General features: G+C 40.4%; 26 protein-coding genes, 1 other RNA gene and 1 riboswitch. Of the genes, 21 read left to right on the top strand and 6 right to left on the bottom strand.

The window, feature by feature from the left end; all coding sequences use genetic code 11:
• Positions 1-71 precede the first annotated feature (71 nt).
• From cotD to C6W18_RS01520, 16 genes are all read left to right on the top strand, one after another.
• A complete protein-coding gene (gene cotD, locus C6W18_RS01595; protein WP_008356833.1) occupies positions 72-308 on the top strand; it encodes a spore coat protein CotD in 237 nt (78 codons plus the stop codon).
• Positions 309-357: 49 nt separating this feature from the next.
• Entirely contained in the window at positions 358-900 is a 543-nt protein-coding gene (locus tag C6W18_RS01590) for an SLOG family protein (RefSeq protein ID WP_317614999.1), read from the top strand.
• A 75-nt stretch (positions 901-975) separates the two neighbouring features.
• Positions 976-1,281: a cell division regulator GpsB gene (gene gpsB / locus C6W18_RS01585; RefSeq protein ID WP_012010336.1), complete on the top strand. Its 306-nt coding sequence runs from the start codon at positions 976-978 to the stop codon at positions 1,279-1,281.
• Positions 1,282-1,341: 60 nt separating this feature from the next.
• Positions 1,342-1,727, top strand: an RNA gene (gene rnpB / locus C6W18_RS01580) — RNase P RNA component class B.
• Between the two features lie 109 nt (positions 1,728-1,836).
• Positions 1,837-2,991, top strand: a complete 1,155-nt coding sequence (locus tag C6W18_RS01575; RefSeq protein WP_034319037.1) for a THUMP domain-containing class I SAM-dependent RNA methyltransferase — start codon at positions 1,837-1,839, stop codon at positions 2,989-2,991.
• A gap of 306 nt (positions 2,992-3,297) precedes the next feature.
• Positions 3,298-3,495: a hypothetical protein gene (locus C6W18_RS01570; RefSeq protein ID WP_105925561.1), complete on the top strand. Its 198-nt coding sequence runs from the start codon at positions 3,298-3,300 to the stop codon at positions 3,493-3,495.
• Between the two features lie 74 nt (positions 3,496-3,569).
• Positions 3,570-5,513, top strand: a complete 1,944-nt coding sequence (locus C6W18_RS01565; RefSeq protein WP_105925559.1) for an ATP-dependent DNA helicase — start codon at positions 3,570-3,572, stop codon at positions 5,511-5,513.
• Positions 5,514-5,636: 123 nt separating this feature from the next.
• Entirely contained in the window at positions 5,637-7,142 is a 1,506-nt protein-coding gene (locus tag C6W18_RS01560; protein ID WP_105925557.1) for a carboxypeptidase M32, read from the top strand.
• A gap of 136 nt (positions 7,143-7,278) precedes the next feature.
• Positions 7,279-7,378, top strand: a riboswitch (purine riboswitch).
• A gap of 117 nt (positions 7,379-7,495) precedes the next feature.
• Positions 7,496-8,080, top strand: a complete 585-nt coding sequence (gene xpt, locus C6W18_RS01555) for a xanthine phosphoribosyltransferase (protein ID WP_105925555.1) — start codon at positions 7,496-7,498, stop codon at positions 8,078-8,080.
• Complete coding sequence (gene pbuX / locus C6W18_RS01550) at positions 8,077-9,396, top strand: xanthine permease PbuX (protein ID WP_105925554.1); 1,320 nt, start codon at positions 8,077-8,079, stop codon at positions 9,394-9,396. Before xpt ends, pbuX begins: the two co-directional genes overlap by 4 nt.
• Before the next feature lie 238 nt (positions 9,397-9,634).
• Positions 9,635-10,735 (top strand): type III polyketide synthase, encoded by a 1,101-nt coding sequence (locus tag C6W18_RS01545; RefSeq protein ID WP_105925552.1) that lies wholly within the window; start codon positions 9,635-9,637, stop codon positions 10,733-10,735.
• On the top strand, positions 10,732-11,241 hold the full coding sequence (locus C6W18_RS01540; RefSeq protein WP_034319055.1) for an isoprenylcysteine carboxyl methyltransferase family protein: 510 nt from the start codon (positions 10,732-10,734) through the stop codon (positions 11,239-11,241). Before C6W18_RS01545 ends, C6W18_RS01540 begins: the two co-directional genes overlap by 4 nt.
• Positions 11,242-11,305: 64 nt before the next feature.
• Positions 11,306-11,413, top strand: coding sequence for a Fur-regulated basic protein FbpC (fbpC, locus tag C6W18_RS01535; protein ID WP_306172627.1), 108 nt, complete (start codon positions 11,306-11,308; stop codon positions 11,411-11,413).
• Positions 11,414-11,546: 133 nt separating this feature from the next.
• On the top strand, positions 11,547-15,140 hold the full coding sequence (dynA, locus tag C6W18_RS01530) for a dynamin GTPase (protein ID WP_105925550.1): 3,594 nt from the start codon (positions 11,547-11,549) through the stop codon (positions 15,138-15,140).
• A gap of 42 nt (positions 15,141-15,182) precedes the next feature.
• Positions 15,183-15,446 (top strand): YpbS family protein, encoded by a 264-nt coding sequence (locus C6W18_RS01525; RefSeq protein WP_105925548.1) that lies wholly within the window; start codon positions 15,183-15,185, stop codon positions 15,444-15,446.
• A 276-nt stretch (positions 15,447-15,722) separates the two neighbouring features.
• On the top strand, positions 15,723-16,610 hold the full coding sequence (locus tag C6W18_RS01520) for a 5'-3' exonuclease (protein WP_034319064.1): 888 nt from the start codon (positions 15,723-15,725) through the stop codon (positions 16,608-16,610).
• Positions 16,611-16,821: 211 nt separating this feature from the next.
• Here the strand turns inward: C6W18_RS01520 and C6W18_RS01515 are convergent, their stop codons facing one another.
• The 3 genes from C6W18_RS01515 to C6W18_RS01505 are packed head-to-tail and all read right to left on the bottom strand — an operon-like array spanning position 16,822 to position 18,076.
• Positions 16,822-16,947 carry a hypothetical protein gene (locus C6W18_RS01515; RefSeq protein ID WP_034319066.1) on the bottom strand — a complete coding sequence of 42 codons (126 nt, stop codon included), beginning with the start codon at positions 16,945-16,947 and terminating at the stop codon, positions 16,822-16,824.
• Between the two features lie 42 nt (positions 16,948-16,989).
• The gene (locus tag C6W18_RS01510) at positions 16,990-17,385 is read right to left on the bottom strand and encodes a reverse transcriptase-like protein (RefSeq protein ID WP_105925546.1); all 396 of its coding nucleotides are present in this window, start codon (positions 17,383-17,385) and stop codon (positions 16,990-16,992) included.
• A 1-nt stretch (position 17,386) separates the two neighbouring features.
• The gene (locus C6W18_RS01505) at positions 17,387-18,076 is read right to left on the bottom strand and encodes a queuosine precursor transporter (protein ID WP_034319072.1); all 690 of its coding nucleotides are present in this window, start codon (positions 18,074-18,076) and stop codon (positions 17,387-17,389) included.
• A gap of 94 nt (positions 18,077-18,170) precedes the next feature.
• On the opposite strand from C6W18_RS01505, the gene C6W18_RS01500 reads away from it, so the two are divergent.
• From C6W18_RS01500 to C6W18_RS01490, 3 genes are all read left to right on the top strand, one after another.
• On the top strand, positions 18,171-18,842 hold the full coding sequence (locus tag C6W18_RS01500; protein WP_105925544.1) for a ribonuclease H family protein: 672 nt from the start codon (positions 18,171-18,173) through the stop codon (positions 18,840-18,842).
• A gap of 1 nt (position 18,843) precedes the next feature.
• Positions 18,844-19,026 (top strand): zinc-finger domain-containing protein, encoded by a 183-nt coding sequence (locus tag C6W18_RS01495; RefSeq protein ID WP_105925542.1) that lies wholly within the window; start codon positions 18,844-18,846, stop codon positions 19,024-19,026.
• 169 nt (positions 19,027-19,195) lie between these two features.
• The gene (locus C6W18_RS01490) at positions 19,196-19,378 is read left to right on the top strand and encodes a hypothetical protein (RefSeq protein ID WP_034319078.1); all 183 of its coding nucleotides are present in this window, start codon (positions 19,196-19,198) and stop codon (positions 19,376-19,378) included.
• Between the two features lie 51 nt (positions 19,379-19,429).
• Here C6W18_RS01490 and cspD read toward each other — a convergent pair whose 3' ends face one another.
• Positions 19,430-19,630, bottom strand: a complete 201-nt coding sequence (gene cspD / locus C6W18_RS01485; protein ID WP_003215784.1) for a cold-shock protein CspD — start codon at positions 19,628-19,630, stop codon at positions 19,430-19,432.
• A gap of 261 nt (positions 19,631-19,891) precedes the next feature.
• On the opposite strand from cspD, the gene C6W18_RS01480 reads away from it, so the two are divergent.
• Positions 19,892-20,593, top strand: a complete 702-nt coding sequence (locus C6W18_RS01480) for an AIM24 family protein (RefSeq protein WP_034319081.1) — start codon at positions 19,892-19,894, stop codon at positions 20,591-20,593.
• A 35-nt stretch (positions 20,594-20,628) separates the two neighbouring features.
• On the opposite strand, the gene C6W18_RS01475 is transcribed toward C6W18_RS01480, so the two are convergent.
• Positions 20,629-21,780 (bottom strand): diglucosyl diacylglycerol synthase, encoded by a 1,152-nt coding sequence (locus tag C6W18_RS01475; protein WP_105925540.1) that lies wholly within the window; start codon positions 21,778-21,780, stop codon positions 20,629-20,631.
• A gap of 228 nt (positions 21,781-22,008) precedes the next feature.
• Positions 22,009-22,917 (bottom strand): homoserine O-acetyltransferase MetA, encoded by a 909-nt coding sequence (metA, locus tag C6W18_RS01470; RefSeq protein WP_105925538.1) that lies wholly within the window; start codon positions 22,915-22,917, stop codon positions 22,009-22,011.
• Between the two features lie 139 nt (positions 22,918-23,056).
• On the opposite strand from metA, the gene C6W18_RS01465 reads away from it, so the two are divergent.
• Positions 23,057-24,739, top strand: a complete 1,683-nt coding sequence (locus C6W18_RS01465) for a formate--tetrahydrofolate ligase (RefSeq protein ID WP_105925536.1) — start codon at positions 23,057-23,059, stop codon at positions 24,737-24,739.
• Positions 24,740-24,764: the final 25 nt, after the last annotated feature.

Below are 24,764 nucleotides of genomic sequence, written 5' to 3'. Positions count from 1 at the left end.
GCATTAGTACATGTACACCTCTTCATTCATACATTATTAATGTAAGAAAATCAAGGAGAGGGGAATGCTACATGTACCATCATCATCATTGCAAGCCGAATGTTACACAGCCAATTGTACATCCGACGAATCATTGCTGTACACACAGCGAGTCAACAACAATTGTGCCGCACATCCATCCGCAGCATGTGACGAATGTCCACCATCAAAACTTCCAACATGTTCACTACTTCCCGCATACGTTTTCTCAGGTGGACCCGGCAACACATCAACACTTTAACTGCGGTGGACCTTGCTGTAACAGATAACGTGAAATGGGACTTTTATAAGTCCCTTTTTTTAAAAGCAGGTGAAAAAATGAAAATTATTGCTGTCACAGGGTACAAGCCATTCGAACTTGGGATATTCAAACAAGACGAGCCTGCACTTCAATACATAAAAGCGGAGCTTCAAAAAAGGCTGACAGCTCTTATCGAAGAGGGGCTGGAATGGGTTCTCATATCGGGTCAGCTAGGTGCTGAAATCTGGACAGCCGAAGTGGTGTTTGAGCTTCAAGAGGAGTATCCAGCTTTAAAACTTGCAGTCATTACGCCATTTTATGAACAAGAAGAGCGCTGGAATGAACAAAATAAAGAGTTGTATGAAGCGATTCTTGCACAAGCAGATTTTGTAGAAAGTGTCACGCATAGACCGTATGAAAGTCCGGCACAATTTAAACAAAAGAACCGCTTTTTTATTGAAAAAACAGATGGTCTTCTCGCCCTTTATGATCCAGAGCATGAGGGCTCTCCAAAGTATATGATCAGAGAAGCTGAAACCTATACCGATTACCCAATTATGTACATCACAATGGATGATCTAAGAGCACAGGTTGAGGCGGAAGATCCGTTTTTTGACTAAAAACAAGAGAAAATTTGACAACGTCACGTATTTCTGAAAAAATATACTATGAATTCACGATATGAGGTGAAAAAGATGCTTGCTGATAAAGTAAAGCTTTCTGCGAAAGAAATTTTAGAAAAAGAATTTAAAACAGGTGTCAGAGGGTATAAACAAGAAGAAGTCGATAAATTTTTAGATATGGTCATTAAAGACTATGAGACATTCAACCAAGAAATCGAAAAGCTTCAACAAGAAAACCTCCACTTGTCAAAACAGCTTGAAGAAGCAGTTGAACAAGGGAAAAGACAGCCTGCACAGTCCAATACAACGAACTTTGATATTTTAAAAAGACTATCTAACCTTGAGAAACACGTTTTTGGCAGCAAACTTTATGATTGAGTGATGCCGAAAAAGCTTGTGTCAGATGACATTGTCGTTTATAATAACGCTTGTTGATTAACGTTCGGGTAATCGCTGTAATGCATTTAGGCATTGCAGAGGAAAGTCCATGCTCGCACGGTGCTGAGATGCCCGTAGTGTTCGTGCCTGGCGAAAAAATAAGCCAGGGCAGCCTGGGAAAGGCTGACGGCAGGAAAAATGCCTACGTCCTTTTATAGGATATGGCAAAGTATCCTTGAAAGTGCCACAGTGACGAAGTCTCACTAGAAATGGTGAGAGTGGAACGCGGTAAACCCCTCGAGCGAGAAACCCAAACTTGGTAGGGGAACTTTCTCAAAGGAACCAAACGGAGAGAAGGACAGAGAATTCTGTAGATAGATGATTACCACCTGAGTACGAGGCATTTGCCGTTTGCAGTACGATGGAACAAAACATGGCTTACAGAACGTTATATCCGTTATTTTAAACATGATGAAAACAAAGCTCTCCTATTTCTACATATGGAGAGCTTTTATCTTGAATAAATAAAAGGACGAGAAAACAGGTGATAAACAAATGAAAACTTATACACTCATCGCGACAGCTCCAATGGGGATTGAAGCGGTTGTTGCAAAAGAAGTAAGAGACCTTGGCTATGAGTGCACTGTAGATAACGGGAAAGTCATTTTTCAAGGGGATGCCCTTGCGATTTGCCGTGCAAACCTTTGGCTGCGTACAGCAGACCGGATAAAGGTACAAGTTGCTGAATTTTCAGCAAAAACATTTGATGAGCTTTTTGAACAGACAAAAGCGATTGAATGGGCCGCTTATTTGCCGAAAAATAGTACGTTCCCTGTCATCGGTAAATCAGTCAAATCACAGCTTGCAAGTGTGCCGGATTGTCAGCGCATCGTCAAAAAGGCCATCGCGCAAAAGCTCAGATCTTCTTACAACATTCAGTCCGAATGGCTTGAAGAGACGGGTCCTGAATATAAAATCGAGGTTGCGCTTTTAAAAGATAAAGCAGTGCTAACCCTTGATACATCTGGTGTCGGCCTTCATAAACGGGGGTACCGTGTGGATCAAGGCGGGGCACCTATTAAAGAAACCCTTGCTGCCGCGCTCGTGTTATTAACGAACTGGACACCTGATCGTCCGTTTGCTGATCCTGTTTGCGGATCAGGCACAATTGCTATTGAAGCAGCTATGATAGGACAAAACATTGCCCCAGGATTTAACCGGGAATTTGCGTCTGAATCATGGGAATGGATCGGTGAGGACGTATGGAACAAAGCGCGTCTTGAAGTGGAAGAAAAAGCGAACTATGATCAGCCGCTTCACATTATTGCGAGCGATATTGATCATCGCATGATAGACATTGCAAAAATGAATGCAGAAGAAGCTGGACTAAGTGAACTGATTCAATTTAAACAAATGCAAGTAAAAGACTTCCAAACAAAAGAGGAGTATGGTGTGATTGTCGGAAATCCGCCCTACGGAGAACGACTCAGTGATAAGCCAGCTGTTGAAAAAATGTATCAAGGGATGGGTGAAGCATTTAAGAGCCTAGACACTTGGTCAATATATATCTTAACGTCACATGAAAAGTTCGAAGAGTGCTTCGGAAGAAAAGCAACGAAAAAGAGAAAACTGTTTAATGGATTTATTAAAACAGACTATTATCAATATTGGGGAAAACGTCCTCCTAGAAAGCAGACAACTGAATCATAAAAAAAGGTCACACCTAAAGAAGGTGTGACTCAGATTGTTGAAAAAGGGCTAAAATGATCTTTATTTTAGCCCTTTATCTTCTTTTCAGCGTGATATGAAAACCCTTGAAGTCTAGGAAGGACGAGTACCGGAGCGGAGTGAATTTGACATTCATGAGCACCGGCACGCAGGACTGACACCGAATGCGAGGGTTTGTCTTCACGCTGGGTCACACCTAAAGAAGGTGTGACTTTTTTATTGCGGAAAGGTATAAAGCTTCACGGGACGGAATAAACTGAACTTGATTTTAAAAAAAGAGGTGTCTCCATGATTCATTATGATCAATTTCAGTTAATCCAAAAAGCACTCGCTTCGACTGCTCAAGAAATAGAAGGGCATGAAACGGGACAATCTGCTCAGCTTGCGGCAGCCATCCAAGATTTAGCCCTTGCTCAGGCCTACATAGAACGTTCAGAGCATGCTTTTTTAATGAAGGAAAGCTATCAACATCGCTTGCGTTCATAAAAAAGATTGTCATTCCCCAGCATAAATGTTACTATTGAATGTCTGAATGATTCAAAAGTTGGGGGTTGAAGCAGGTGACAGCATCTCGTTTGCCTTTTTCATTATCAAAAGAACACAATTTTTACGAAGAACTGGGCAACTGGATTGGTGATGTGTTTTATGACATTTTGCCAGAAAAGGGCTTTGATCTTCGAGATGAACAAATATTTATGGCTTTTCAGTTAGAAAGAGCCTTTAAAGAAAAAAGTGTGATGTTTGCCGAAGCTGGGGTAGGCACAGGCAAAACAATCGTCTATCTATTATTTGCCGTCACATATGCAAGATATACTGGGAAACCTGCGATTATTGCATGTGCAGACGAAACGTTAATTGAACAGTTGGTCAAACAAGAAGGTGATATCTATAAAATTGCCAATCACCTTGATATACAAATAGATGCGAGATTAAGTAAATCGCATGATCAATATTTATGCTTGAAAAAACTCGAGAAAACCATGCAGCGTGAAGATGATGAGAAGTGGCTCGATATTTATGAATCGCTTCCTTCATTTGTTCATGAATCACATGGTATGCAAACTTTTTATCCGTACGGAGATCGAAAAGAGTATCCAGAACTATCAAATGATGAATGGTCACGAATTGGCTATGATTCGTTTCAGGACTGCTTGACGTGTGATATGCGTCATCGCTGCGGCTTGAATTTATCAAGAGATCATTACCGAAAAGCGGCAGACTTGATCATCTGCTCACACGACTTTTACATGGAGCATGTGTGGACAAAGGAATCCCGCAAACGTGAGGGTCAGCTTCCTCTGCTCCCTGAACATAGCTCAGTTGTATTTGATGAAGGTCATCTTCTTGAGTTTGCCGCACAAAAAGCTTTGACGTACCGAGTGAAGCAATCAACGCTGGAGACATTTTTGGAGCGTCTTTTGCAAAACGACATTCGCGAAGAATTTGCAGAACTTGTTGAAGATGCACTAGCAACAAACGATGAGTTCTTCTATCTTTTAAAAACAAATGCCAAAGAAGTCAAAGGCTCGCATCGACTTGAAATTGGGCGCGTGGATGAGGTGAAGCGTTCAGCAAGTGAATTGTGTGACTTACTTGAAAAAATCGGAGAAGCGCTCGTGTTTGAATCCGAGATGTATACAATTGATCAATACGAATTGTCTGTCGTGGAAGAGTACATTGAACAAATGGCCTATTCCCTGTCGCTTTATCAAAAAAATGCCATTAGCTGGCTTGAAAAGCAGGAATTAGATACGACATTTGTCGTCATGCCGAAGACGGTCGCAGAGGTGCTTGGCGAAAAAGTATTCTCGCAAAAAAGACCATATATTTTCTCTTCAGCGACATTGTCTGAAAACCAATCATTTGATTATTTAGCTGAAAGTCTTGGTATAAAAGATTACTTATCAATGAGTGTGGCTTCGCCGTATGATTACGATGAGCAAATGCAAATTTATTTCCACGGAATTCAGCAGGCGCTCCTAGAGCCAGAGGCAAAAGGACAGCAAGTGATCACTCAGCTGAAAGACAATGGAGGCAGATCATTGATTCTATTCCCTTCATTTGATGAACTCCATTTATTTAGAAAGCAGATTGAGGCATCAAATGAATCACTGCCTTTCCAAGTGTATTTTGAAGGAGACGAGGAAATCAGCACCATTGTTCAAAAGTTCCAAGCAGATGAGACATCAGTGTTATGCTCCGTTCATCTGTGGGAAGGGCTGGATATTCCAGGTCAATCCTTAACGAATGTGGTCATTTGGGGACTTCCTTATCCGCCGCATGATCCAGTATTTGAGGCGAAACGGAATGAATCAAAGGATGCATATGCTGAAGTGGACCTTCCATATATGTTGCTTCGATTACGACAAGGCATTGGCAGACTGATTCGGACAAGCCAAGATGCAGGAAGCATTCATATATACTTTGATGGCAAGGAAGATAAAGAGCTTCAAAGTAAAATTGAATCTGTCCTGCCAGTGAAGCCAGTCATCACTTCATTATAGGGGACGAACGACGAAAAGAGGAGGATACCAATGGTGTATCCTCCTTTTTCATTGACAAACGAACATTCATTGAAGTAGCCTTGAAACGTACATACATATTTTATTGATTGGGGGAACGAACGCATGAGTCTTGAATCAAAAGAGAAAGCGTTTTATCAATTACTAGGAAAAATCGCCCACTATACAGAGGCGCTCCATTTACTTTATTGGGACTCTAGAACGCAGGCTCCTAAAAAAAGCGCTGATTTCAGAGCTGAAACCATCGGTCAATTATCAAGTGATATCTTTAATATGAAGACTTCTGATGAGATGAGAGACCTTCTTGACGCATTAAATAAAAAGCGAGATGAGCTGTCAAAAGATACACAGAAGGCGCTCGAATTATCACAAAAAGAGTATGATGAAAACAGCAAAATTCCAAAAGAAGATTTTAAAGAATACTCCATTCTACAATCAAAAGCAGAGCATGTCTGGGTTGAAGCAAGAGAGAAATCAGATTTTTCCCTCTTTGCTCCTTACTTAAAACAGCTCATTGATTTTAACAAGCGTTTTATTCAGTATTGGGGCGTGAAAAAAACGCCATATGATGTGCTGCTCAATAACTACGAGCCAGATATGACCGTGGAACAGCTCGATCAAAAATTTGGCGCGCTTCGTGATGCCATCGTTCCTCTCGTGAAAAAAATTGAAGCCTCCCCAAATAAACCGGATACTTCATTTTTATCGAAAAGCTTCCCAATCGACAAGCAAAAAGAGCTTAGCCTCTTTTTCTTAAAAGAGTTAGGATATGACTTTGATGCAGGGCGTCTTGATACAACGGTTCATCCGTTTGCTGTGACATTAAGCAGAGGGGATGTTCGTGTGACGACACGCTATGATGAGCACGATTTTCGGATGGCGATCTTTGGTACCATTCATGAATGCGGTCATGCCATTTACGAGCAAAACATTGATGAGGCACTGAGCGGAACGCTATTATGTGATGGCACGTCAATGGGTATCCATGAATCACAATCTCTCTTCTTTGAGAATTTTATCGGCAGACATGAAGATTTCTGGAAAACATATTATCAAAAGCTGCAAGAAGCTTCTCCTGAACAATTTAAAGATGTATCTTTAGAGGACTTTGTGCATGCAGTCAATGAGTCTAAGCCGACTTACATTCGAATTGAAGCAGATGAACTCACGTATCCGCTTCACATTATTATCCGGTATGAAATTGAGAAAGCTATTTTCAATGAAGAAGTCGCCGTTGAAGACCTACCTGCGCTTTGGAATGAAAAATATAAAGCATATCTTGGCATTACGCCGCCTAACGATGCGCTTGGTATTTTGCAGGATGTCCACTGGTCAGATGGCAGCTTTGGTTATTTCCCTTCATATGCCCTTGGTTACATGTATGCGGCGCAATTAAAGCAGCAAATGATCAAAGATTTACCGAATTTTGATGAACTGATCCAAAATGGGTCTTTTGCACCGATAAAAGAATGGCTAACTGAACATGTCCATAAACATGGAAAACGGAAAAAGCCATCTGAAATCATTCAAGATGCAACTGGCGAAGAATTAAATGTTCAATATTTAATCGACTACTTAACGGATAAGTACACGAAATTGTATTTATCATAAATGAAAGGCACCCTTTCGTCAAAAGGGTGCTTTTTTGATGCGTGAATATTCTAAAAACGAACGTTTTGATCTGATCTATTATTTAAGTTCGGTATTTTTCTAGAAAAGTGCTTTCCAAGCGTCTGAAATCTTGTTATAATTTGAACACTATAACACTCATATAATCGCGTGATGATGGCACGCAAGTTTCTACCGGACACCGATACCGTCCGACTATGAGTGAGCAAAATGAAACAGTTCTTATTTGAGCTGAAGATCCGTGGATCGTTTTCGCATTGCTTGCTCCTCATGGACAGCAATGCTTTTTTTATGCAAAAAATAGGATGTTTGCCAATATGCTAGGGGGAAGAATGATGGAATTGTTACGTCAAAAAATTGAGAACGAAGGAATCGTTCTGTCGAATCAAGTGTTAAAGGTAGATGCCTTTTTAAATCATCAAATTGATCCTGTATTAATGCATGAGATCGGTCAAGAGTTTGCTAGATTATTTAAGCATGATGGCATTACAAAAATCATTACGATCGAATCTTCTGGCATCGCGCCTGCTGTGATGGCTGGACTTGCCCTTCATGTGCCCGTCGTCTTTGCTCGTAAACGACAATCACTCACATTAACGGAGAACCTCTTAACAGCAAGTGTGTACTCTTTTACGAAAAATGTAGAAAGTACCATCGCTGTCTCGAATACGCACCTTAGTGAAAATGATTGTGTGCTCATCATCGATGACTTTTTAGCGAACGGTGAAGCCGCTAAAGGACTGGCCGCTATTGCAAAGCAGGCGAAGGCAAAAGTAGCTGGATTTGGAATTGTCATTGAGAAGTCATTCCAGCCAGGAAGAAAAGAGCTTGTACAAATGGGCTACCGTGTTGAGTCACTCGCACGTATTGCATCACTTGAGGAAGGAAAAGTCACGTTTGTACGCGAGGTACAATCATGAGTGCCGCTAAAAAAGCCAAAACGCTCTCTCTAGGAATTCAGCATGTCCTGGCGATGTATGCAGGTGCGGTTCTTGTACCCCTCATTGTTGGTGATGCGCTTGGGCTCTCGCCTGCACAACTCACTTACTTAATCTCGGCGGATATTTTCATGTGTGGTGCTGCCACACTGCTCCAAGTATGGAAAAACCGCTTCTTTGGTATTGGCTTACCTGTCGTACTAGGCTGTACATTTACCGCAGTTTCTCCCATGATTGCCATTGGCTCTAAATATGGGATTTCGTCTATATATGGAAGTATTATTGCCTCAGGTTGTATTGTCATTGCTCTTTCCTTTTTCTTTGGGAAGCTTGTGAAATTTTTTCCACCTGTTGTAACAGGCTCCGTCGTCACGATTATTGGAATTACCCTCATTCCAGTAGCTATGAACAATATGGCAGGCGGAGAAGGAAGTGCAGATTATGGTTCTTTTGAAAATTTAGGACTCGCTTTCCTTGTGCTGTTTATTATTGTTCTGCTCTATCGATTCACAAAGGGATTTATGAAAGCTATCGCTATTTTAATTGGCATACTACTTGGGACAGTAGTCGCTGCCCTATTAGGAAAAGTGGAAACGGCCGAAGTAGCAAATGCACAAGTTTTCCGCATGATTGAACCTTTTTATTTTGGCATGCCTACCTTTGAATTTGCGCCAATCATGACGATGACTTTAGTTGCCGTTGTGTCTTTAGTTGAATCAACAGGTGTTTATTTCGCGCTAGGAGATTTAACGAATCGCTCATTAAAGGAGAAGGATTTAGCAAAGGGCTACCGTGCAGAAGGGATTGCTGTGTTATTAGGGGGTATCTTCAATGCCTTTCCATACACAGCCTACTCGCAAAATGTGGGGTTGATCCAGTTAACAGGTGTCAAGAAAAACCAGGTCATTGTTGTGACAGGTGCATTGCTCATGTTATTTGGACTTTTTCCTAAAATCGCTGCATTTACAACGATTATCCCAAAATCGGTTCTTGGCGGCGCAATGGTCGCGATGTTTGGCATGGTCATTGCGTATGGTATTAAAATGCTTACGCGTGTTGATTTTGGAAAACAGGAAAACTTGCTCATCGTCGCTTGCTCAGTTGGAATCGGCTTAGGTGTAACCGTCGTGCCACAAATGTTTGATCATCTGCCTGAATCCATCAAATTATTGACAAGTAACGGAATAGTGGCTGGGAGCTTTACCGCCATTTTACTTCATATCATTTATCACATGATTCCATTTAAAAAAGAAGCAGAGCACGATCATGTGGAAGAACCTAAACAATCTGTTATGTAAACACCTCTCATTTAGAGGTGTTTTTTTTTTGCATAAAAAAAGCAGGTTCGCTTGGCTTGGAACGAACCTGTGAAGGAGGAAAACTACATCATGTTTTCATTTATATTATCCAATATTTATCAATTGTCGTCAAGACAAAAAGTTAGACGAAGGAAAATATTTTGACTGAATTTTGACGATTTGTCATGTATATCCTATTTTTGATAGGGGATATTAACCAAAAAAAGAGGTGAAGCAGATGGCGTACATTCTTTCAGTTGGAACAAGTCTACCAAAGAATCATGTAGATCAGCAAACAGCTGCTGAATTTGCAAGGTCTCAATTTAAACGATCGTTTAAAGATATTGACCGGTTGCTGAGGGCTTTTCATAATGGAGAAATGCAGAGCAGACAGTTTGTGCAGCCTATTGAATGGTATCAAAAGCACCACTCTTTTGAAGAGAAAAATAATATCTATTTGGAAAAGGCATTGGCACATGCGAAAGAAGCGATCATTCACTGTCTTCATGAGACAACCTTCCTTACAAAGCCTATTCCGTATGAAGAGATTGATGCTTTGTTTTTCATCTCAAGCACTGGATTGTCGACACCAAGTCTTGATGCAAAGCTGATGAACGTTCTGCCTTTTTCGCCTTATACGAAACGAGTACCGATTTGGGGGCTAGGGTGCGGGGGCGGAGCGGCAGGGTTGTCTAGAGCTTATGAATATATCAGGGCATACCCAGAAGCGAAGGTTCTTGTTGTCGCATGTGAGCTTTGCAGTTTAACCTTTCAGCCGCAAGATCAATCAAAAAGCAATTTAATCGGCACCTCTTTGTTCGGGGACGGGACTGCGGCAGTGCTGTTAACTGGAGAAAAAGCTGCATCTGACTATACGCAGTTAAAAACAGTGCCTAAAGTGCTTGGTACACAGTCAGTAACGATGAAAGATTCTGAGGATGTGATGGGCTGGGAATTTACGAGTGACGGCTTTCAGGTCATTTTCTCACGTGACATTCCGTCCATTATTTCAGGCTGGTTAAAAGAGCAGGTGGACCAATTTTTACATCAGCTCGGGTTTTCAACAGATGACCTATCTGTTTTTCTTGCCCACCCTGGAGGCAAAAAAGTAATTGATGCTTATCTTGAAAGTCTCTCTTTACAAGAGGATCAGCTTTTTTCTTCAAAAGAAGTGCTCAAACACCACGGGAATATGTCCTCTGCCACAGTTTTGTATGTCATCAAGCATTTTCTTGAACATCAGACAGCTGATCCGGGTGATGTGGGGCTTTGTGGGGCGCTTGGTCCGGGTTTTTCCTCTGAATTATTACTTATGAAATGGGAGGAGATCTCGTCATGATCTTTTGGCTTGTTATTGGTTTCTTCATTTGTCAGCGCCTGATTGAAATGTTTGTGGCCAAAAGAAATGAGAAGAAAGTGAAAGCGATAGGTGCCATCGAATTTGGTGCGAACCATTATCCTTATATGGTCGGAATGCATGCTGCTTTTTTCCTCTTTCTCATTGGAGAGACATGGCTGTTAAACCGGGAACCGTCCCGTTTTTTTCTTTTGCTGCTCGTTTTCCTGTTGGCTACACAGGTGGTTCGATACTGGGCATTATGTTCCCTTGGGACGTACTGGAATACAAAGATTTTAGTGGTGCCAAATGCGATGATTGTAAAAAAGGGACCGTATCGCTGGTTAAAGCATCCTAACTATGTGGTGGTAGCGATTGAGCTTATCTTGATTCCGTTATTGTTTGAGGCGTATATCACTGCCATTTTGTTTACATGTTTAAATGGATGGATGATGATGGTGAGAATTCAAACCGAAGAAAAGGCACTGAATCAGTATTTATTAAATTAATATTGAAAATCATTATCAATTGTGCTACACTTTCATTAATGATAAGCATTCTCAATCATGAAGGATGGACGGTGATCACATGACAATGATTTTCTTACTCGGTACGGTCTGTGTATACAGCCTATTAATTGGCTTTGTTTTAAAAGGTGTTTCAAAAAAATCTGCTTCCTGATCGCAGTCAATTACGACTGATCGGGCAGCAGATTTTTTTTATTTCCTCAGATCAGAAGAAAAATCTCTTTATATTGTGTAAAATGGTATCACATACATAACTGACTTTTCTAAAAACAAAGGGGTTTATCGTCATGAAAGACTTGTCTACTCGAGATTCGCTCGTTCAAACTACAGGCGCTTTATATCAAAGCCTTCTCAAAAGGGATGACCATGAACGCGCAGCCAAACTTGCATCGATCATGAAAAAGGAAGCAGAAGAAGAAGTGTATATCGCATTTACTGGCCACTATTCTGCTGGTAAGTCGTCACTTGTGAATCATTTGCTTCATGATCAAATCCTCCCAACGAGCCCAATCCCAACAAGTGCAAACTTAGTCGTTGTGAGAAAAGGGAGAAGTGAAGTACAGCTTCACACCTCTGATGGCCGTTTTGCAAAAATGAGCGGTTCTTATGATAAAGAAGCGGTGCAGCGTTTTTGTAAGGATGGAGAACAAATTGAAATGGTCGAAATTAGCGGTGATTATAGTGGACTTGAAGAAAAAGTGGCACTGATCGATACGCCAGGAATTGATTCAACGGATCATGCGCACTTTTTATCGGCTGCGTCTATTCTACATCAAGCAGATGCTCTTTTTTATGTCGTTCACTATAACCATGTTCATTCTGAAGAAAACATTCGATTCATTCGTTCCATTAAAGACCAAGTGCCAAATCTTTATTTCATTGTGAATCAAGTCGATCGGCATGATGAACATGAGACAGCTTTTGAAGACTACAAAAAACAAGTGGTTGATATGCTCTTGAAAGAGGGCATAGAGGAAGATCATCTGTATTTTACATCTGTGACCGATGAGGCGCACCCAAGAAACGAAATGCTTCGTTTAATTGAGAAATTACAAGAATTACAAACATTACCTAAAGCATCACTCCGAGCCTATACAGAGCAGAAAATAGAGCATGTCCTCAAAGAACATATCGAATCGTTAAAAGAAGAGCTGCAGGAAGAGGATCTTGATACGCAGCTTCAGGATAAAAGAAATGAAGTCAAAGAACTTGAAGCGAAAAACCGGTTCACCGAAAATGGGGCAAAACAGTTAGAAGACGAAGTATCTTCTGAAGTGGAGAACATTTTAAAAAATGCGAACCTAACCCCATTTAAGATGAGGGAGCTCGCCAGTGACTATATCGAATCGAAAGCACCTGGCTTTAAAGTAGGGTTGCTCTTCGCTAAAAACAAAACCGAGCAGGAAAAAGAAAGACGGGCAAACGATTTCGTAGCAGATGTAAAGACGAGAATGAAAGCAGAAGTGGACTGGCATATTGCAGAACTTTTCAAAAAGGTTGTCAAGCGGCACCAGCTTGGTGAAGAGTTGTTAGATCAAGTGATGGCATTTGAAACACCTGTCCAAGAATCTTTACTGGAAAAAGTCATTCACCCTGGTGCGACTTTTTCTAATGAATACGTTCTTCAATATGCGAAAGATGCAGGTGAAGCCCTGAAAAGACAGGCAAAACAGAAAGCGATCCCATTGATTGAACAAATGGCTGAGACCCTGAAAGACCAGCTCACAAAGGAAAAGGGGAAGCAGCAAGAAAAATGGGCACTGGCGAAACAAGAGCTTCAAACGCTTGAGCAGTGCATTGAAAAAAATGAACAAATCGAACGGGACATCCAGCATGTATGGGATATATGGCAAAACGGAACGGATGAGCTGATCCAAGAAGATTGGTTTCATGCGAAAAAACAATGGATGCAGCATGACCAGCTGAAGCAGCATCACGCGCCATTTCATGCTGAAGAGAGCGAGCAAAAAAACGAGCAGACAGATCGTGATCAAATACGTCAGTCTCAGCATTTAACGACCGCACAGTCGATTGATCAGTTTGAACAGCTTTCTCGTATTTTAATGCCATTAGACGTTCTTCAACCACAAAGAAAGTCCTTTGATAAACGAACAGAACGGCTGCAGGCAAAAGAGTTTACACTCGCCTTATTCGGGGCTTTTAGTTCGGGGAAATCTTCCTTTGCAAATGCCCTTGTTGGTAGAAAGGTGTTACCATCGTCCCCTACACCAACAACTGCCACGATCAATAAGCTAACGCGGCCGACGAAAGATCACCCGCATGAAAGTGTGAAAGTGGTGTTCAAAACGGAGCAGGATATGCTAGAGGAGCTCGATCAGATTCTCGGATTTTCTATCTCAGAAGAAAAGGGAGATACGTTTAGGGCGAAACTGGAAAGAGTACTGAAAAAAAGACAGCTTGAACAGGATCACCGCGTTATTGTTGAACATTTTCTAGAGGCGCATGCCCGGTTTCATGATTACATTGACAAGCAAACTCCATTAAATGTCACACTCCAAGAACTAAAGCCGTATGTGGCAGAAGAAGCTGTTTCTTGTGTGGTCAAGGAAGTGACGGTGTATTTAAGTACACCTTTGACAGATAAAGGGCTGACGATTGTTGATACGCCAGGCGCCAGCAGTATGAATAAGCGTCACACAGAGATTGCCTTTCAATATATGAAGGACGCAGACGCCCTTCTTTATTTAACTTACTATCAGCATTCGTTCTCTAAGGCCGATCGGTCATTTTTACGTAAGCTCGGGCTTGTAAAAGATTCATTTAGCATGGATAAAATGTTCTTTATTATCAATGCAGCTGATTTGGCAAAGGATCAAGCAGAGCTTGAAACCGTCTTTGACTATGTGCGAAAAGAGCTCACAAAAGAAGGCATCCGAAACCCAAATCTTCATCATGTGTCCAGTAAGCAAGAGATCGAAGGAAAAGGGTCAACACCTTATAACCAATATGAACAGCTTAGAAAACAACTCGACTATTTTATTGAGGAAGAATTAACGAAAGACGCCATCGAGCTTTTGCATTTTGAAGCTATTACACTATGTGAAACAGTCGACAAGCTGCATGCCACCTTGCATCAGTCAGAGGATGAGAAGCAAGCCGAAAAGAAAAAGATAGAAGCATCCTATGAAACAATCCTTGAAAAAATGAGCCATGTCAAACGATCTAAGCTAGTGACAGAAAGCGTGAAAAAGGACTTGCAAGAACAGCTTTACCACATTATTCAGCGTCTATCACTATTTGCGAATGATATGTTAAAGACAGCTTTTTATCCTGGACTATCCCAAGGAAACTTCGGTCAGCAGTTGAAAAAGGCGCTTGAACAGGCGCTGAAGGATTATGAATTTGAATTTGTACAGGAGCTCAAGGCGCTCGATATCCGAATGGAATCGTTTATCAAACAGTATTTCCAAGAGGAGTGGGAGAAGGGCATGCAGGCTGCATGTGCTGAAGATCCTTACTTTTCTCTCAGACTGTCACCGCCAGAAGAGAAAAACGCTGAGCTAAAACAAATTGAAGTCGAAGCAGAACTGAGCCAATTTGAGCCGCTCCTAAAAAAGCAAAAATCAGCGAAAGCCTTCTTCGAACAAAATGGGAAGTCTGCGTTTATTGAAGCGATTCGAGACATTCTTCTTCAATTAACCACTGAATGGGCGGATAAGGAAAAAGAGGAATTATTGAGCAGATACGAAAAGATGGTAAAGACCTTTACTGAAAGATATGAAACAGAAGCGCTCCAGCAGCTGAGCGAACAAAAACAAACATTTATCACAAGCTTAACGACAGATGCCAAAGAGCAGGCCATTATTGAACAAGTATATGAACAAACAAATGAATGGAAGAACCAGTTGAAAACCATTTGATTCATGGTAGACTAGATAAAAAAAGAAAGCAGTTGATACACAATGACGAGCGTACACGAAGACATTTCTGCACATTCACAAAAACAGCATGCTCATATCCAGTCCTTTTTCGAGCTTGAACAGAAAAGAGAACTTGCAATAGAGGCTGCTGTCGCCAAGTGTGAGCAAAACGAGCCATTTACAACAGACGAAATCAATGCCATTACCTCAAAGATGAATGAGCTTGCACGAGGCGGAATTGTTCCGCTGCGTAAGCATGTCACGAATGATATGGTAAGGGAGTATGTTGAACGTAAACAGAAGTAAGGAGTAACTTTCTCTTTTTTTGGTCATCTTAACAAATGAACCGAGAAAGGGGAATGATCATGAAAAAAAAGCAAAATGTAAAGCAGCAGGAAGAGCGTATCCCTAAACAAAAAGACATGCCGTCCTATGCAGAAGCAGAAACAGAAAAAATGCAATATGGTAAAAAGTAAATGGGTTGCCTCTTCTTTTCAAAAAGAAGAAGGCGCCTTTTTTATGTCCATTTTGGTGTTCTGTGATAGAATAGGAGTATTGTTTTGAAAAAGGGAGTTTATAAAAATGAACAAACACGTACTACTTGTAGATGGAATGGCACTACTTTTCAGGTCGTTTTATGCGACGGCTGTTCATCGCAATTTTATGATAAATGATAATGGTGTCCCGACAAATGGAGTTAATGGTTATTTGAAGCATTTATTAACGGCTGTACAGACATTTGAGCCAACTCATATTGTTTGCTGCTGGGATATGGGAAGCCAAACGTACCGAAATGAATTGTTTCAAGATTATAAAGCGAATCGAGGAGCGCCGCCTGTCGAGCTTATCCCGCAGTTCGATTTGGCAAAAGAGGCTACAGAAGAACTAGGAATTGTGAATGTTGGTTTAAAAGGCTTTGAAGCAGATGATTGTATCGGTACGCTTGCTGCACTCTATCAAAAAGAGGCGCGTGTAACCGTCTTAACTGGAGACAAAGATTTGCTGCAGATTTTGAATGAACAAGTGACAGTGGCCCTAATGCAAAAAGGAATCGGGAATTATAAGCAATATACAAAAGCCTTATTTGAAGAGGAAATGGGGATCTCTCCAAAAGCGCTGATTGATATGAAAGCATTGATGGGTGATTCAAGTGATAATTATCCCGGTGTAAAAGGAATCGGAGAAAAAACTGCGTTGAAATTTATCCAAACGTATCAAACGATTGACCGGCTATTAGAAAATGTCCATGAATTAACGGCTGCGCAGCAAAAGAAAATGCTAGCAGGTTTAGAAGATTTGAAGCTTTCACGTATACTGGCAGAGATCAAATGTGATGTACCACTCAGCTGTCCAATTGATGAGACAAAAATGCAAATCAATCAAGAGCGGGCAGCGGCTATGCTGCGTTTACATCAAATCAAAGGAATTGAACCAATGGTGAACCGTTTAAGTGAAATAGAGATCAGCTAAAGCTGATCTCAGCGTGTAGACAAACCCTCGCATTCGGTGTCAGTCCTGCGCGCCGGTGCTCACGAATGTCAAATTCGCTCCGCTCCAGTGCTCGTCCTTCCTAGACTTCAAAGGTTTTCAATCACGCTGAAAAGAAGAAAAAGGGCTAAAATAAAGATCATTTTAGCCCTTTGTCAACAATCTGAGATCAGCTAAAGCTGATCTCTATGGTTTATCTTTTTGTGTTGCCTTTTTTCGCCCGATTTTCTAGCTGAGATAGAGGCTGTTTATCTTTTGTTTGCGCATCACCTTGAGGGGTTGTCCCGTTTGTGACACGACCTTTGTTTTCTTTATCCAATCAGTATCACCTCACACATTAGCATAACCCAAAAAAAGCGATTCATCCTTTAGAAAGGTGAATCGCTTTTCTAGCGAGCTGATCTGCTACTTGATTTTCCTTGCTTGGAATCCACTTAATAAAAAATAAATCAAACTGACTTTGAAGCTGGATGATCTCTTTCATAAAATGCTGAAACGCTGGATTTTTAGCAAATCCTGCATTGGCCGCGCGATCAACCACCTGTGAATCTGTTCGAAACGAAACGGTACGCAATCCTTTTTCCACGCAAATTTTCATCCCTTCGATAAGAGCGGAAAATTCTGCTTCGTGATTGCTCATTGATCCAAGAGGAATAGAGAAAGATTCAGCCTTTCCATCATATTTAATGAAAATGCCGATGCCAGAGGGACCTGGATTACCTGCACTAGCACCATCAATGTAAATTTCAGCTGGCAATTTATTTCCCCCTTTCATCAAGCGGAACCATTTTTTTCGCTGCATACGCGTACGGTGTCGCAATCGCGGCTACGATAAATTTAATGACATATGTCGTGATGAAGATTTCAATCCATACATGAAATGGATAGGTGCCAAGAAAGGCAATGGTCGTGAAAATGAGTGTATCAAGTAGTTGGCTAATCATCGTACTTCCAGCGTTACGCACCCAGAGCGCACGATCTGAAGGAAATATCCGACGAATAAACGAATATACATAAACATCTAACATTTGACTGATGATATAAGCAGCAAGACTACCAAGTGCAACCCTCGGCATAAAGCCAAAAATGGTTTCTAACGATGTTTGTGAGATATCAGAGGGAGCGGGATGGAAAAGCAAAGCCTCCTGCATGACAACAGTCAATGTTAAAAGGGTGGCAAAACCAATCCAGACAGCTTTTCTGGCCTCATTTTGACCATATTTTTCATTCAATACGTCCGTTGCAAAGAACACACTACCATATAAAATATTTCCCAGTGTTGCAGTTAAGCCAAACAATTCAACGGTTTTGACAACTTGTAAATTTGCGGCAACTGTCGCAAAGCCAATCCAGACGAAAAGGCCCATCTTGCCAAATCCTTTATAAAATAGAAGAACAATGATAAAATTAATGATCGCAAATAAGATCCAAATACCTTCATTAAACAAGTGACATGAACTTCCTTTCTCATTGTAAAATGTAACTTTTTGATTATAGCATAACGAGCGTTTACCTTAAAAGTACGGGAAGGCGATGTGATCAATGAAATTAAGAGCACACTATACAATGAAAGTGAAATCGATTGGGTCTATTGCTTTTTTCCAAGAAGATTGGATGGAGCTAAAAGAGGCCTTGCTTTTAGCAAAGCATATCGACAAAAAAGGACCACAGTCACTCCTATCATTTGAAGATGAAAAAGGGGCCGTGTGGTCCATAAAAGAACTTGAAAAGCTAAATGAAGAACTAAAGCTAGAACCTGATCAGCTTCAGGTCTATTTTGATGCAAGTTTTCGCAAAGAAACAGGCGACTCTGGACTTGGAGTTGTCGTCTATTACAACCTCGGAGAAGACGCTTATCGACTGAGAAAAAATCAGCCTTTCCAGGGGATCACCAATAATGAAGCCGAATATGCCGCTTTATTTGAAGCAGTAAAAGCTTTAAAAGACCTGGGTGCCAGCAGAAATTCTGTCACGATTAGAGGAGATTCGCTTGTTGTCATGAATCAGTTAAAAGGAGAATGGCCTTGTTATGATGATGTACATAACAAATGGCTTGACCGGATTGAAGCGGCTTTAAAAGAGCTGAAGCTCACGCCAACATATGAAGTCATCGATCGTAAACAAAATGCTGAAGCGGATCACCTTGCAAGGCAGATTCTTGCAGACGTCCCAATCGAAAGTAAGTTGAAATTAGATGCAGACGGAGCTGAATAATGTGGATAAAAAAATAGCAGTAAAAGAATTGACAGATCTTCAAGACACGTATTGTTCAGATTGTTTTATTAAAAAGCACTTTCGAAAAGAATTTGGCAAAAAATATGCCCATTCCTTTTGTATTCAGCAATGTACAGTAGGTGAAAAAATAAAAGAATACGGAAATGCACTGCTCAAAAAGTAAGAGGGCGCACCGATTTTCCCTGATCCCACATCCGCTCATGAAAAAAAACGGATAGAATGTGTAAAAAAAGAACATAATCCAAAAAATGAGCCGATATAACTATAGAAAGTTTTAGATGAATTACTTTTTGACTAAGTGACGGATATTAGAGGAAAAGGGGAAGGCCGGTATGAATAATAAGGATTTAGAAACGGTATTACATCGAACATTTCAAGAGGTGTATAGCGATCTAGAGCAACTAGTAGATGTAGCAAAGAAGGGAAGACCTTTTCTCGAAAAAGATATCTCTGAAATTGAACAAAGACTGAAGCAAAATATTTTAGCGATTGAAATTCAGCTGAAAATCAAATAAGAGAGGCATAAGCCTCTCTTTATTTTGTCGTTTGATCATTCAATTAGTTGATTAGATTTTTGTTACGTTTGCAGCTTGAGGTCCACGATTACCTTCAACGATTTCAAAAGAAACTTCTTGTCCTTCTTCTAAAGACTTGTAGCCGTCACCTTCGATAGCTGTGAAGTGAACGAATACATCGTCTCCGCCTTCAACTTCAATGAAGCCGAAACCTTTTTCATTATTGAACCATTTTACTTTACCGTTTTGCATATTGCTTTTTCCTCCTAGTACTGTAGCATACCTTTTGGCATACTAAAAAAAATTTTTCATCACCTAACGCCTTGAAAGTTGTTAAATGATGGTTCCACTATACACCATCAAAAGTAAAGCGTCAAGGAGCTGAGCCAAATTTTGAGCAGAATGTTTGATTTTTTTGGTGAATTGTTATTTATATATAAAATATGATGTGGTTCCGAAACTTAACGTGCATCTTGTCCGTATATAAAAAAAATACTGAAAGAGGTGCGCAGCATGAATCGTTATACGATTGAAGAATTTGTCCAAAAAACCCAGCAAGAAGATAAAGGAGAAGGTGTCTTCGAGCTTGAAACGCCAAGACTTCTAGAAATTAATTTGACCGATACCATTTGGGCAAAAACAGGTTCCATGGTCTCATATCGAGGAAAAATCAAGTTTGAACGTGAGGGTGTTTTTGAACATGGCGTCTCAAAGATGTTCAAGAAAATGTTATCAGGAGAAGGCACTTCACTCATGAAAGCAACAGGTGATGGAAAATTATATGTTGCAGACCAAGGCAAAAAGATCTCGATTCTTCGTTTGGCGCAAGGTGAATCCATTTTCGTTAATGGAAATGATCTGCTTGCATTTGAACCATCAGTCCGCTGGGATATCAAATTGATGAAAAAGGTTTCCGGCATGCTTGCAGGCGGATTATTTAATGTCAAACTTGAAGGGCCCGGTCTTATTGCAATCACGAGTCATTACGAACCGCTTACATTAATCGTTCAGCCAGGTGACTCTGTTTATACTGATCCAAATGCGACGGTCGCATGGTCAGGGGATTTAAATACTGAATTTGTGACAGATGTTTCCTTCAAAACCTTTATTGGCAGGGGAAGCGGTGAGTCCATTCAAATGAAGTTTAGCGGAAGCGGCTTTGTTGTCGTTCAGCCGTTTGAAGAAGTGTATACTACAAACGGGAATCAAGGCTAAAAGAAAAAAGGTGTCCGTCATTGACGGGCACCTTTTTATGATAATGCACGAGCATACGTTTTTTTACTCGTGATGAGATCTGATTGTTCGACGATATCTTCCAAAATGGTTTGAGAAGATTGTTTTAAGTGTAGTTTTTTAATGTTTTGTTTCATTGCTTCTAATTTTTCTTCATCTTGCAGCAAGTTGGTCACAGATTCTAAAATGTCTTCATGTCTGTTGATGACAATGGCAGCACCATAATCTTCAAAGAAAAGAGCATTTTCTTTTTCTTGTCCAGGGACAGGTTTGTAAAGAATGACTGGGACACCGATTGCTGTTGCTTCTGTTAATGTAATACCGCCTGGTTTTGTAATCATACAATCTGTTACTCTGAACAATTCATCAATTTGTTCCACATATCCAAGCGCCTTCAATTGATCTGGGTGTGCTTGTTCAAGATCGCTAAGTGATTGTTTCAGCGCTGCGTTTTTTCCGCATACAACAACAATTTGTACTTCACTGTCAAGAAGTAATGCTTCACATAATTCCTTCACATTTTTTAGTACACCGTGAGCACCGGCCATAATGAGAAGGACCTTTTTGTCTGATGATAATCCATATTTTTTATAAATTATCGATTTTGGCACGTCTGCTTCAAATTGTGGTCTAATAGGAATGCCTGTCACCTTGACATCGCTTGGATGTGTGCCGATTTCCACTAATTTTTGTTTCACATAATCGGTTGCAACATAGTATCGGTCAATGTTTTCATGTACCCAAATCTTATGAAGACAGAAATCTGTCATGACATTAAATGTCGGAATCACTTTGCCCGTTTTGTTTCGGTATTCTGGCACAACAATCATCGGGAATGTAATAATAATGATGTCAGGGTTGTGTAGCTGAATTAATTCGTCGAGACGCTTATTTCCCATCTTTAAATAAATGTTAAATTTGCGTTTATTGTAAATTTTATCTACACCGTAATAAAACAAGCGATAAAATTGTTTCCCAATGGAAAAGCTCTTCAAGTATAAATATTGAGTCACTTCTGACACAATGGGATTCGATTCTTGATACAAATTAGAAACTACAACATGTTCAAACCCTTGGGATTTGCATTCATCATACAGTGTTTTTGCCACCTGCATATGTCCATTTCCATAATTTGCGGTCAAGATTAATATTTTTTTATTGGTATTCAAGAATATTCACCTCAAATGTAATCAACAACAACAAAACTTCGTACGAAAACTATTAATCTCGTAGGTCTACATATACATAAAGATAACATATAAACAGTCAGAGCATATCATTCGTTACGAAAGAATTAAACTAATTTTAAAAAACAAACAGACTAAATTGATAATGGAAGACAGAGCCATTTGTATTTTAACACATTTTGAACATTTATCATCAGACCTCAGTCTATTTTATTCCCACACATATGGTGTTTCTTGATACACATAATAATTAAGCCAATTCATAAACAGTAAGGTTGCATGGGCTTTCCAGCGATTCACCGGGACTAGTGTGTCACCATCTTCTATAAAATAGTGAACGGGTTTTTTGACTGTATCATGTTTCAACAAATCTCTTTCATATTCCTGCTTCAATGTGTCTGTATCGTATTCAGGATGTCCAGTTAAAAATACTTGTTTATCATCATCTGAAACAATTAAACAAACACCAGCCTCTTCAGATATACTCAATACTTTTAGATTCGGCGTGTTTTTTAATTGTTCTGTATTAATATCTGTATGCCTAGAATGTGGGACATAGTATACTTCATCGAAACCTCTTACTAATCTTTCTTTTTTCTCTTTGACAAGATGCTCAAATACGCCAAACTTTTTCTCAGGAAGTTTGATTTTGTCAATGCCATAATGGTGATATAGACCTGCCTGTGCACCCCAGCAAATATGAAGGGTAGACGTCACATTGGTTTTACTCCAGTCCAAGATGTCCTGCAGCTCTTTCCAATAGGAAACTTCTTCAAAAGGTAAATGCTCAATTGGTGCACCGGTGATGATCATTCCATCAAATTTTTTATGGCGAATCGATTCAAAGGTCGTATAAAATTCGTCTAGATGCTCTCTCGATGTATTCTTCGGTGTATGTGTACTTGGAATCAAAAACGTAAAGTACACTTGCAAAGGAGAATTCCCGAGCATTCTCAGCAGCTGCGTTTCAGTTTGTATTTTTTTTGGCATTAAATTTAAGATCACGATATTCAAAGGACGGATATCTTGCTTGAATGCCCTTGTCTCATCCATGACGAAAATGTTTTCGCTCTCTAGTATTTGTTTTGCCGGTAGATGAACTGGTATGTTAATAGGCAACTCGCCACCCCCTGAATCAAAGCTAATTTCACTTCATTATAGGAACTTTCTGGCGATATTTCAATGTTTCAATTATGTTACAATGAAAAATAGAGCAAAAATGAAACCTGTTTCTGTAAAAAAAGGAGGCCATTTATTTATGATCACTAAGCATTTATCAGATATTGACATTGCCCAAAAAGCACAGCTGAGACCGATTCAAGACATCGCAGCAAAGTTACAAATACATGACGAAGAATTAGAATGCTATGGTTTCACAAAAGCGAAAATATCTTTAACTATTTTTGATCGTTTAAAGGAACAAAAAGAAGGAAACGTCATTCTTGTGACTTCGATTAACCCAACGCCAGCAGGTGAGGGGAAGTCCACCGTAACAGTTGGCCTTGGTCAAGCCTTCGAAAAAATCGGAAAAAAAGCGATCATTGCCATGCGAGAGCCTTCACTAGGTCCTACAATGGGTATTAAAGGCGGTGCAGCGGGGGGAGGCTATTCTCAGGTACTGCCAATGGAAGAAATCAATCTCCATTTTACAGGAGACTTTCATGCCATTACATCTGCTCATAACGCGTTATCTGCGTTTATTGATAACCATATCCATCATGGGAATGAACTTGGCATCGACACGCGCCGGATTGTGTGGAAACGAGTGATTGATTTAAATGACCGTGCTTTAAGACAGGTTGTTGTGGGGCTTGGCGGTCAATTAAATGGGTATCCTAGAGAAGATGGATTTGATATCACGGTTGCTTCCGAAATGATGGCGATTCTCTGTTTAGCAGAAGACTTAAACGATTTAAAAAAACGTCTTTCTTCTATTGTTGTTGCTTATAACCAAGAAGGTGAGCCGGTCACAGTTGGAGCGCTTGGATATGAAGGCGTACTCACCTTACTTCTAAAAGATGCGCTCAAACCGAACCTTGTACAAACGATTGAAGGCACTCCAGCCCTTGTTCATGGCGGTCCTTTTGCCAATATTGCACATGGATGCAATAGTTTAATTGCAACAAAAATGGCGGCAAAACTAGCAGATTATGTTGTGACAGAAGCTGGATTTGGTGCAGACCTAGGTGCGGAAAAATTTCTGCACATTAAAACAAGAGCCGGTAATTTCAAACCAGGTGCAGTTGTGATTGTCGCGACTGTTAGAGCATTGAAGATGCATGGTGGAATGCAGAAAACAGAGCTCAAACAAGAGAATGCACGTGCCGTATTACAAGGTATACATAATTTAGAAAAGCATATTGAAACAGTGCAAGCCTTCGGTCTTCCATACATCGTCGCAGTGAACCGCTTTATCACCGATACAAAAGAAGAGATTCAAGCGATAGAAGATTGGTGCAAAACGCATGGGCATCCAGTCAAAGCCGTGAATGTATGGGAAGAAGGAGGCGCTGGCGGGACAGCACTTGCCGAAGAACTCACGACACTTATTGAAAAGAATAAGAACCACTTTTCCTATTTGTATGAGGAGAAAGATTCCATCGAAGAAAAGTTATCTAAAGTAGCCAAAGTGGTTTACGGGGCAGATGGTGTCACGCTCACATCAAAAGCAAGAAAGCAGCTGGCAGCGATCGAGAAGAACGGCTGGGCTCACTTGCCGGTTTGTATGGCAAAAACGCAATATTCTCTTTCAGACGATCCAGCTTTAATCGGCAGACCAAAAGGTTTTACCATTACAATTCGTGAGTTAAAACCATCTGTAGGGGCAGGATTTATTGTTGCTTTAACCGGAAGCATTCTTACCATGCCTGGTTTGCCTAAAAAACCTGCGGCGCTTGAGATGGATTTATTAGAAGACGGCAGTGTGACAGGACTCTTTTAGTAGGAAGCATAAAAAGCGATTTTCT

It is taken from the genome of Bacillus sp. LLTC93, assembly GCF_002993125.1.
Lineage (GTDB): Bacteria > Bacillota > Bacilli > Bacillales > Bacillaceae > Bacillus > Bacillus zhangzhouensis.
The sequence above is the reverse complement of the archived record's forward strand: the minus strand, read 5'-3'. Positions and strand labels throughout refer to the sequence as shown.

Bases quoted from the DNA above. Each gene is read 5' to 3' on its own strand.
- cotD (WP_008356833.1), top strand. From the start codon at position 72: ATGTACCATCATCATCATTGCAAGCCGAATGTTACACAGCCAATTGTA.
- C6W18_RS01590 (WP_317614999.1), top strand. From the start codon at position 358: ATGAAAATTATTGCTGTCACAGGGTACAAGCCATTCGAACTTGGGATA.
- gpsB (WP_012010336.1), top strand. From the start codon at position 976: ATGCTTGCTGATAAAGTAAAGCTTTCTGCGAAAGAAATTTTAGAAAAA.
- C6W18_RS01575 (WP_034319037.1), top strand. From the start codon at position 1,837: ATGAAAACTTATACACTCATCGCGACAGCTCCAATGGGGATTGAAGCG.
- C6W18_RS01570 (WP_105925561.1), top strand. From the start codon at position 3,298: ATGATTCATTATGATCAATTTCAGTTAATCCAAAAAGCACTCGCTTCG.
- C6W18_RS01560 (WP_105925557.1), top strand. From the start codon at position 5,637: ATGAGTCTTGAATCAAAAGAGAAAGCGTTTTATCAATTACTAGGAAAA.
- xpt (WP_105925555.1), top strand. From the start codon at position 7,496: ATGGAATTGTTACGTCAAAAAATTGAGAACGAAGGAATCGTTCTGTCG.
- pbuX (WP_105925554.1), top strand. From the start codon at position 8,077: ATGAGTGCCGCTAAAAAAGCCAAAACGCTCTCTCTAGGAATTCAGCAT.
- C6W18_RS01545 (WP_105925552.1), top strand. From the start codon at position 9,635: ATGGCGTACATTCTTTCAGTTGGAACAAGTCTACCAAAGAATCATGTA.
- C6W18_RS01540 (WP_034319055.1), top strand. From the start codon at position 10,732: ATGATCTTTTGGCTTGTTATTGGTTTCTTCATTTGTCAGCGCCTGATT.
- fbpC (WP_306172627.1), top strand. From the start codon at position 11,306: ATGGACGGTGATCACATGACAATGATTTTCTTACTCGGTACGGTCTGT.
- dynA (WP_105925550.1), top strand. From the start codon at position 11,547: ATGAAAGACTTGTCTACTCGAGATTCGCTCGTTCAAACTACAGGCGCT.
- C6W18_RS01525 (WP_105925548.1), top strand. From the start codon at position 15,183: ATGACGAGCGTACACGAAGACATTTCTGCACATTCACAAAAACAGCAT.
- C6W18_RS01520 (WP_034319064.1), top strand. From the start codon at position 15,723: ATGAACAAACACGTACTACTTGTAGATGGAATGGCACTACTTTTCAGG.
- C6W18_RS01500 (WP_105925544.1), top strand. From the start codon at position 18,171: ATGAAATTAAGAGCACACTATACAATGAAAGTGAAATCGATTGGGTCT.
- C6W18_RS01490 (WP_034319078.1), top strand. From the start codon at position 19,196: ATGAATAATAAGGATTTAGAAACGGTATTACATCGAACATTTCAAGAG.
- cspD (WP_003215784.1), bottom strand. From the start codon at position 19,630: ATGCAAAACGGTAAAGTAAAATGGTTCAATAATGAAAAAGGTTTCGGC.
- C6W18_RS01480 (WP_034319081.1), top strand. From the start codon at position 19,892: ATGAATCGTTATACGATTGAAGAATTTGTCCAAAAAACCCAGCAAGAA.
- C6W18_RS01465 (WP_105925536.1), top strand. From the start codon at position 23,057: ATGATCACTAAGCATTTATCAGATATTGACATTGCCCAAAAAGCACAG.